Source organism: Kluyvera intermedia, assembly GCF_021440345.1.
Taxonomy (GTDB): domain Bacteria; phylum Pseudomonadota; class Gammaproteobacteria; order Enterobacterales; family Enterobacteriaceae; genus Kluyvera; species Kluyvera intermedia_A.
On record NZ_JAKCNS010000068.1, the window covers coordinates 22,297 to 31,786 of the forward strand.

At 49.0% G+C, this 9,490-nt stretch carries 7 protein-coding genes; 3 read left to right on the plus strand and 4 right to left on the minus strand.

Annotated elements, in window-relative coordinates; all coding sequences use genetic code 11:
• Positions 1 to 15: 15 nt before the first annotated feature.
• The 3 genes from LZ634_RS17725 to ygeW all read right to left on the minus strand — a co-directional run bounded on the left by LZ634_RS17725 (position 16) and on the right by ygeW (position 3,729).
• Entirely contained in the window at positions 16 to 1,227 is a 1,212-nt protein-coding gene (locus tag LZ634_RS17725) for a YgeY family selenium metabolism-linked hydrolase (protein ID WP_234507589.1), read from the minus strand.
• 33 nt (positions 1,228 to 1,260) lie between these two features.
• On the minus strand, positions 1,261 to 2,460 hold the full coding sequence (dpaL, locus tag LZ634_RS17730) for a diaminopropionate ammonia-lyase (protein ID WP_234507590.1): 1,200 nt from the start codon (positions 2,458 to 2,460) through the stop codon (positions 1,261 to 1,263).
• A gap of 81 nt (positions 2,461 to 2,541) precedes the next feature.
• Positions 2,542 to 3,729: a knotted carbamoyltransferase YgeW gene (gene ygeW / locus LZ634_RS17735; protein ID WP_234507592.1), complete on the minus strand. Its 1,188-nt coding sequence runs from the start codon at positions 3,727 to 3,729 to the stop codon at positions 2,542 to 2,544.
• Positions 3,730 to 4,175: 446 nt separating this feature from the next.
• Here ygeW and LZ634_RS17740 point away from each other — a divergent pair, with 446 nt between their 5' ends.
• On the plus strand, positions 4,176 to 5,957 hold the full coding sequence (locus LZ634_RS17740; protein ID WP_234507594.1) for a sigma-54 interaction domain-containing protein: 1,782 nt from the start codon (positions 4,176 to 4,178) through the stop codon (positions 5,955 to 5,957).
• Between the two features lie 78 nt (positions 5,958 to 6,035).
• Here the strand turns inward: LZ634_RS17740 and LZ634_RS17745 are convergent, their stop codons facing one another.
• Positions 6,036 to 6,323 carry a VF530 family DNA-binding protein gene (locus LZ634_RS17745; RefSeq protein WP_234507596.1) on the minus strand — a complete coding sequence of 96 codons (288 nt, stop codon included), beginning with the start codon at positions 6,321 to 6,323 and terminating at the stop codon, positions 6,036 to 6,038.
• Positions 6,324 to 6,670: 347 nt separating this feature from the next.
• Here LZ634_RS17745 and yjjJ point away from each other — a divergent pair, with 347 nt between their 5' ends.
• Entirely contained in the window at positions 6,671 to 7,975 is a 1,305-nt protein-coding gene (gene yjjJ / locus LZ634_RS17750) for a type II toxin-antitoxin system HipA family toxin YjjJ (RefSeq protein ID WP_234507598.1), read from the plus strand.
• A 294-nt stretch (positions 7,976 to 8,269) separates the two neighbouring features.
• Positions 8,270 to 9,364: a cell envelope integrity protein TolA gene (tolA, locus tag LZ634_RS17755; RefSeq protein WP_234507599.1), complete on the plus strand. Its 1,095-nt coding sequence runs from the start codon at positions 8,270 to 8,272 to the stop codon at positions 9,362 to 9,364.
• Positions 9,365 to 9,490: the final 126 nt, after the last annotated feature.

Consider the following 9,490-nt stretch of genomic DNA (forward strand, 5'->3'; position numbering starts at 1 on the left):
GGGATATGGCCGGATTTACTCAGTAGCTAACCAGCTCAGCGGAATTGCGGCATACATTGCCGCACACGTCACCAGATGCGACTTCCAGGTTTTCTCGTTTGGCGCGTGAGCTTCAGGTTCTTTACCTGGGCCAAAGCCAATCACCGGAATGCCGTGGCGGCCCATAATGGATACCCCGTTGGTGGAGAAGGTCCACTTATCGACAACCGGGGCTTTGCCAAACAGACCTTCATAGGCACTGCTCAATGCGCGGACGGTGAAGTGGTTTTCTTCGACTTTCCAGGTTGGGAAATAGCATTCGGTTGGATAAACCAAGCCGGTCCACGATGGGCGGTCATAGTTGTACATGGAGACGACCGCGTTGGCTTTCTGCACTGCCGGCAGCGCACGGATCTCTTCCAGTGCGCCTTCCCAGGTTTCACCCCAGGTCAGGCGGCGGTCGATAGAGACAGCGCAGCTATCGGCAACGGCGCAGCGGCTTGGCGAAGTAAAGAAGATCTCTGAGACGGTAAGCGTACCTTTACCGAGGAAGGCATCGTTGCCCAGATTATGGGAAAGTCCCTGCAATTCATTGAGAATTGGGCCCATTTTGAAGATAGCGTTATCACCACGTTCAGGGGCAGAACCGTGGCAACTGACCCCGGAGACATCGATACGAATTTCCATACGTCCGCGCTGTCCACGATAGATTTGGCAGTCGGTTGGCTCAGTACTCACCACGAACTCCGGACGAATACCGGACTGTTCGATAATGTACTGCCAGCACAGGCCGTCACAGTCTTCTTCCTGTACGGTACCCGTAACCAGTAGGGTGTACTCGTCTTCTAGCCCAAGGTCTTTGATGATTTTGCCCGCGTAGACCATTGACGCCATACCGCCTTCCTGGTCAGATGCGCCGCGTCCGCCGATCAGTTCGTCGGTTTCCATTCCTTCGTATGGGTCAAAACTCCAGTTTTTCATGTTGCCGATGCCGACGGTATCAATGTGCGCGTCCATCGCGACCAGTCGTGGGCCGTGACCGATGTAACCCAACACGTTGCCCATTGGATCAATTTCAACCTTGTCAAAACCGACCTTTTCCATCTCTTCCTTAATACGGTGTACGACGCGTTTCTCGTCGCAGCTTTCGCTCGGGATAGCAATCATGTCACGCAGGAAACGGGTCATGTCCTGCTGGTAGTGGTTTGCTTTTTCAACGATCAATTTAAACGGAATATGTTTAGCCATGAGGATATTCTCCAGTTCTGAATTTATGCGTATTTAGCGTGCTGCCGGATGCTTACCTTCCCAGACGACTTCCCGATAGTGCTTCACGTCGGTATCGCCTTCGGTGCTGATCACCAGCACAACGGAGTGGCTATCCAGCTGCAGTTTGTTCATGAGCGCATCGCGCTGAGGGTGATGATGGACAGCGGCCAATATGCCAAGGCCGACCGCGCCTGACTCGCCGGAGATCACCCGCGGGTCGTTACCGAGTGGGTTGCCCAGCACCCGCATACCCAGGGCGGCGACGGCGTCCTGGCAGGAGATAAACTGCGTCGCGCAGTTGCGCAGGACTTCCCAACCGAGCGGATTTGGCTCACCACAGGCGAGACCCGCCATGATGGTGGCCATCTCTCCGCCGACGTTGACTATCTGGCCTTTCACCCCAGAGCGGTAAAGGCAATCGGCCAGTTCAGGCTCGACGATAACGGAGTGGAGATTACGCGCGCCGTAGACATCAACGAGGTAACCCAACACGCCACCCGCCAATGCGCCAACGCCGCCCTGCAGGAAAACGTGAGTAGGGCGAGTCACGCCCATTGCGGACATCTGTTCAACCGCTTCATCGGCGAGCGTGGCGTAGCCTTGCATTATCCAGGTAGGGATTTTGGTGTAGCCATCCCAAGCGGTATCCTGTACTACCTCCCAGCCGTTCTTCTGAGCGGTCTGCATCGTAAAGCGCACGGTATCGTCGTAGTTCATATCGGTGACAATACACTCTGCGCCGAGACGCAAAATGGCGTCCACACGCTCTTGAGCAGAGCCTTTCGGCATATAGACAACTGCATTTTGCCCAAGCTGTTTTGCCGCCCATGCCACGCCGCGGCCATGGTTTCCATCGGTGGTGGTGGCAAACGTCATCTTCTCGGTAATGCGGGACTTCAGGTCATTGAGTGAGAGTTCTTCTATCGCTAAGCCATATTTCTCACACAGCAGCCGGGCGATGGCGTATGAGCCGCCGAGCATCTTGAAGGCGTTAAGGCCAAAGCGCTGAGACTCATCTTTGACCAGTATTTTGTCGATGCCAAATAGCGCGGCCAGTTCGTTGAGGGCATACAGCGGCGTCGGCTGATACCCGGCGATTTTTTGATGGAAATGGCGCGCCTGCTGCGCCTGCTGGCAAGAAAACAGCGGTGAGGTTTCACCACTAAAAAAGCGGTTATCGGCAATATCCATTTTCAGTGAGAAAGCAGACATACTCTGTCCTTATTCATCATTATGAGGTCGTCGGGGGGGGCCCCCCGCCCCGCNNGCGGCCCCGACGGCCCCCCGGGGAGATTATTTGATGCGTTTTTGCGCTTCGTTGAGCAGTTGTTCCAGCAGCACGCCAGGTTTGGCATATTTGCGGCAGAGGATCATTGAGGCGATGATATAAGGCTTCCAGCTCGCTTCTTTGTAAGTCGCAATACGGTATTTCTCAAACACAGCTTCGGTGACTTCACCTTCTTTGCAGGAGACGCCGCTGATATCGGCTGGCAGGCAGTGCATATATAACGCCTCGCCGTTACGGGTCTTCGCCATCATCTCTTCGGTGCAGTGCCAGTCTTTATGCTGTGCGTTTTGCGCCAGACAGGATTTTTCAAGCGCCTTAAGCCCGTCATGGTCGTTAGCGCGCAGCAATTCAGTACGTTGCTCCATGACCTGATACGGTGCCCAGGATTTCGGATAAACGATATCTGCGTCTTTAAAGGCTTCCGCCATATCCGTGACCTGACGGAAACTGCCGCCGGAGGTTTTGGCATTACTTTTCGCCACTTCAATGACGTCAGGAATCAGGTCATAGCCTTCTGGATGGGCTAACGTCACATCCATACCAAAGCGGGTCATCAGCCCGATAATGCCCTGTGGCACGGAAAGCGGCTTGCCGTAGCTGGGTGAGTAGGCCCAGGTCATGGCGATTTTCTTGCCTTTCAGGTTCTCCAGCGAACCAAAGTGTTCACGCAACCAGGCCAGATCTGCCATCGACTGGGTAGGGTGGTCAATATCGCATTGCAGGTTGATGAGCGCCGGGCGCTGTGGCAATACGCCTTGTTTGTGACCGTCATCCAGCGCTTCGCCGACTTCACGCATGTAGGCGTTACCGGCACCAAGATACATATCGTCGCGAATACCAATCGCGTCGGCGCAAAATGAGATCATATTGGCGGTTTCACGCACCGTTTCACCGTGCGCGATTTGCGATTTCCCTTCATCAAGATCCTGTTGCGCCAGTCCTAGCAGATTCAACGCAGAGGCATAAGAGAAGCGGGTGCGCGTGGAGTTATCGCGGAACACTGAAATCCCCAGCCCGCTATTAAAAACCCTGGTCGCGATATTTTCCGCACGCAGCGTCTTTAAGGCTTCAGCAACATCCAGGACCTGTTTTAATTCGTCCGGTGATTGCTCCCACGTCAGCAGGAAGTCCTTATCATGAAGGTTGGAGTTAAGCTTGTTGATATCCTTAATCAGTTCGTTAACAGTTTTCATTATGCAATCCTGGTAGTGAATGACGGCTTATTGATTGCTGGTTGCCATAGCGGCAAACATCAGCACTGTATTTCAACTAACAATAAGCGTGCCAATTCACAGGATAAGCATTGAATAGCCGATAAATGACGTTTTAATGGGATAACAGTCACAAATCATCGACTGTTGCACTCTGTCAATGAGAATATAATGGCTCATGATTTCGTTATATTTAAATATATACAGCGATTGCAACGAGACCTGAATCTGAAAATATCGTCAAATTGATAAAAGCGGTGGGGTGATTATCAGATTGATATGAAAATGTGATACCACTTCCATATTTAACGCAAGATGATAAAAACAGGGGCCGTCGGCAGTAATTAATGCGGAAGCCTGGAGTAGTATCTACTGATAGAAATATAAATGTAGACGTTCACCCAGCATAGCTTTCAGTGAGTGATATTATGATACCTTCAACGACGTCATCTATCTTGATGCAGATTCAGCCTACGATTCAACGTTTTGCCAGAATGCTTTCAAGTGTTTTGCAACTGGAAGTTGAAATTGTTGATAATTCACTGTGCCGAGTTGCTGGCACAGGCGTCTATGGAAAGTTTCTTGGGAGAAAATTAAGTACAGATTCGCGACTTCTTCGTTACATTATTGAAACAAAGAAGGAGAAAGTCGTTACCCATTCACGCTTTGATCCCCTGTGTGAAGGTTGTGAAAATAAAGAAACCTGTAAAGAAAAAGCTTTTCTCGGTACTCCGGTCATTTATCAGGAGCAGTGTGTTGGTGTCATTAGCTTGATAGCGTTGACTCGCGAGCAACAAGAGCGAATAAACGATAACATCACCGAGTTCTCTGATTATGTTCGTCACGTCTCATCCATATTTGTTTCACGTCTTCTGGAAGATCAAAGCGGTAGCGATAATATCCAAAAGATGTTTTTAACCATGCTCGATAATATGGACCAGGGTGTACTGGTCGTTAGTCAGGAGCAAAAAGTTAAGTATGTGAATCAGGCCGCATTAAAAATACTTGGTTCCAGCCAGGGAAATATGGTGGGGAAGTCGATCAATTTTCGACCGCTAACGTTTGCACAGAACTTTATTCGCGGCCACGTTCAGCATGTTATTTCTATTGATGATAAAAAAGATCTCATCATCGGGCAGTTACACGCTATCCAGGATCAGTGGCTATTTCTGATGGCATTTCATCAGTCACATTCCTCGGCCGATCTTTCCACGACGCAAGAAGGGCCGCAAATAGAACAGCTGGTTGGGGAATGTCGGCCAATGAGGCAGCTAAAGAAACTGATTAGCCGCATTGCCCCCAGCCCTTCTAGTGTAATGATTGCAGGAGAGAGCGGTACAGGGAAAGAAGTGGTTGCCCGCGCGATACATCAGCTCAGCGATCGTAAAGATAAACCTTTTATCGCTATTAACTGTGCCGCTATTCCTGAGCAATTACTGGAGAGCGAACTGTTTGGCTACGTTAAAGGTGCTTTTACCGGTGCTTCAGTTAACGGTAAGGTTGGCCTGATTCAGGCGGCTAATGACGGTACGCTGTTTCTTGATGAAATCGGCGATATGCCGCTGACTTTACAGGCAAAGCTATTACGCGCCATCGAGTCGAGGGAGATCCAGCCGGTTGGCGCCAGTAACCCCGTTCCCGTCAATATTCGTATTATCTCCGCCACCAATCAAAACCTCGACCAGTTTATCGCCGACGGTAAATTTCGCGAGGATCTCTACTATCGCCTTAACGTTATTCCGCTCAGACTGCCGCCACTGCGAGACCGGCAGGATGATATTGAATTACTGATTCATTATTTCCTGCATTTACATACCCGGCGTTTGGAGCTGGTTTACCCGGGCGTGGATCCCGAGGTGATTAGCTTGCTCAAATGCTATCGCTGGCCGGGCAATATCCGCGAACTGAGTAATCTGATGGAGTATCTGGTTAACGTTGTGCCGTCAGGAGAAGTTATTGACGTTTCTCTGCTTCCGCCGAACCTGGTGAATAGTGGGAAAATGGCCGAACGTGGTGAAGGCGTAAATTCAACCACGGCACGGGCGGTAAAAGAAGAGGAGAGCGTCACGGGGCTTGAAGAGATGGAGCGGCAAATGATTCGCGATGCGTTAAGCCGCTACAGTAATAAAAAGCAGGCAGCCGACGAGTTGGGTATCGGTATCGCGACCTTATATCGCAAGATCAAAAAATATGATCTGATCGTTGCCTAGATCCTCAGGCGGGCGAGGGGATAGCCTTCGCCTGCATTGGCTATAACATTGTAACCATCATAAAATAGTGAATACTCACTAGCTTTTCTTGATTCGACTATTGGCCCACGGGTCAATGGCCGGTTCATCAGCTGCATCCTCAGTCATATCTTCAAGTGAATCCAGATAAAGAGCCTCGACTTCAGCACGAGCCCACGGGGTACGGCGCAAAAACTTCAGGCTGGATTTTACGCTCGGGTCTTTTTTAAAACAGTTGATACTGATGAGCTGACCTAATTTTTCCCAACCATAATGCGCCACCAGTGCGTTGACCTGCATCTCAAGAGTTACACCGTGCAGAGGATCTTTGGAAATATGCGCTGTCATGTTGGGTCCACAAATTCAAATTATTAGGCAAGTGAAGGTTACAAGAAATAGCATAAGCCAGCAATCACCGACGGGTTATATCCGGTTTTTTTTGGCGCTCGTACGAGAAATCTAACGCACAATGACTCTGCTAAAATCACAGAATTCACGTAGAACGCCAAAAACACACAATTAGCTTATTAATCATTATGTTAAGATAATAATCACGGATAAAATCACTCAACAGTCAGTTAAAACGTAAATCCTTACAAGCGCATCAACACAGAAGGGTTCGGCACAGATGACACATTGCACAATAACTGATAAATTACCTATTCATCTATCTATTCATTAAGCGATTCAGCACTATGACAAATCGGTCTGATATGATACGCCAGCTCCTACGCCAGGGGCCCATGCCTGTAAGGCAACTTACTGATATTATGGACATTAGTCAGCCTACCGTTTCCCGTGCTTTGAAAACGCTTGGGGATGATGTTGTTCGAATCGGCTCGGGGCCATCTATTCAATATGCTTTGCGCGATGCTTTTCGCGGGTTTAGTTCTGCGCCTATTTATCGCATAACGGAAGAAGGGCAGATAAAACCACTAGGCAGGCTTATTCCGGTTCACCCGGATGGATTTGTCATGGAACAGACAGATAATGTATGTCTGCATAGTGACGGGTTACCGTGGTGGCTTTTTGATATGCGCCCTCAGGGATTTCTGGGGAGAGCCTATGCCTCAGCCTATTCAGCTGAACTTGGTTTGTCTCAAAATCCAGAAGACTGGGCAGACTCCGATGTGATTAGAGCCTTGCTGGCTCATGGCCATGATGCGGTGGGGAATTTATTAATAGGGGAACAGGCAAGAAATCAATTCGTCGAGATGCCTTCGCCAACTCCGGTTGAACGATCTACCACGTATCCTACGCTAGCATTGGCGGTGAGTTCAGGTGAGATTCCGGGTTCATCTGCTGGAGGTGAGCAACCAAAATTTTGCACCTATACCGAACGTGGCCATGTGCTAGTAAAATTCACCGCTCTGGACGACAATCCCATCAGTGAACGCTGGAGGGATTTACTGCAGGCCGAACATCTTGCGTTAAAAGTGCTTGGTGTAGAAACCGAAGTATTTGATTTTGAAGGACAGCGTTTCCTTGAGATCCCTCGGTTCGACCGCGTAGGCCAGCTCGGCCGAATCGGTCTTTTCTCTTTACGGGCGCTGGAGGCGGAGTTTGTCGGTCGTGCCAGAGACTCCTGGCCCGTTCTGGTTAATGAACTGGTTAAGCAGGGGCATGTTCATCCTGATGCCGCCATCAATACGGCGCGGCTGTGGGCGTTTGGGATGTTGATCGGCAATACCGACATGCACCACGGCAACTTATCATTCATCAGTAGCCATGGTCGTCCATACCAGCTTGCGCCAGCTTATGACATTCTGCCAATGGGCTTTGCGCCTAAATCAGGTGGTGGAATGGTTAATACACTGCGGCCGGCATTGCTCGTAGAAGCTATCGACGGGGAAATCTGGCACGATGCGTTGGACCTGGCTGAGAATTTTTTTGCTTTAGCCAACGAATGCCGTCATTTCTCTGCCAATTTTGCACCATGCCTTACGGCATTGCGCGGCCACCTTGACGAGGCTAGGGGACGGATATCGCGCCTGGGGTAAATTGTCATTGTTTGTCTGGGCGACGCAAGAGAGTTGCCCAGGCAAAGCAGCTAATCATCATGTTCAATTTGCAGGGGTAACGGTTCGGGATGGTGTCATGTATTAGCATATGCGATTTAACATAATATACATTATGCGCACTAATGTCATCCCAGATAGAATCCGCAGTTTTTCGGTCATACTTGGCCTGATAGATTTGGTGCCTTATGTCGCTGCGCATAACGATTGAAATGTCTTGCGGCCTTCACTGGGATTATCGAACGTCCTGATAATTTTTCTTAGGACCAAATTCAAATGAAACGATTAATACTTACCGCAGTTGCTCTATCATGTGCAGCTTTACTTCCACTATCCTGTCAGGCAAATGCCGATTCACTTGGCATCAATAAAGACTGCGATAACCACCCGGTCAGTCAGTATGGCATGGATTCCATCACTGCTTCCGGTCAGTACAAAGCCGAACCTCAAAAATTCATGAAAGCTATGACTGAATTTTGTAACAGAGGCAAAACTATGGGTGACATGGGATTTGACGCTGCGTACAGCCTGTCGCTGGCGGAGTCCAAAAAATGGACGGATGCCAACCTGCGCGGTCAAAACGAAGAGCAGAAAAAGTTTACCAGCAATATCGCCAGCCTTCTGAGCTTCGCAATGCTGAACGGCTTTAGTGGATTTGACTATCCGGAGCCACCAGAGCAGAAAGACGCATTGCCGACAGATTCATTTAAGCCATTTGAAATCTGTGATGCAATTTCGTCCAATGCAGCGGAACGGTCCACCTCTCAGTTGCCTCCGCAGGTGCAAATTTCACTGGCTGAATGGAATCAAATAAAGAAAGAGTTTGCATCAGTATGCTTTGTTGGAATAATGGCCGGTAACAGTCGCAAGCCAGCTGATAACAGAATGCTGGCCGGACTTAATGATATTGCCAGAAGTGTCTATTCTCAGGCATATGATACTGGCTCCCGATATCCTGCATTACCCACTTCAAATCAGGCAATTATTGAAAAAAAAGAAGCAGCAAAAGCAGCAACCGACAGGACGGAGCAGTTTCGGCAGAAAAAAAATAAATCAAATCAGGAGATTGAGCAGAATCAGAATGACAGAGAAAAACAAAGAGAGATAAATCATGAGTCTCAACAAGTTATAAACTCACTGCGCAATGCTGTAATGCGACGAATTAACTATGCGGGAGATTATTCAGGTAAAAGGTGTTCGGTTAAAATCTGGCTATCACAGAAAGGTGTGGTGTTATCAGCCAAAGATGAATCTGGTGATGCAGAACTTTGCTCCGCAGCATTGCAGGCAACAAAGGGTGTAGAGATAAACCCGATGAGTGATGATGTTTATAAAATATTTCGGAATGTAACGCTGGAATTTGCGTTGTAACGCTTATCATATAATCTTGGAGCAGATAAAAAGGAGTCTTTGTGTTTACAAAGACTTCTTTATCATTGCTATTTTACTTTATTTATTCTTTGTTAACTCAAGCCGCATGGCTCTCCTGCGGAGGGC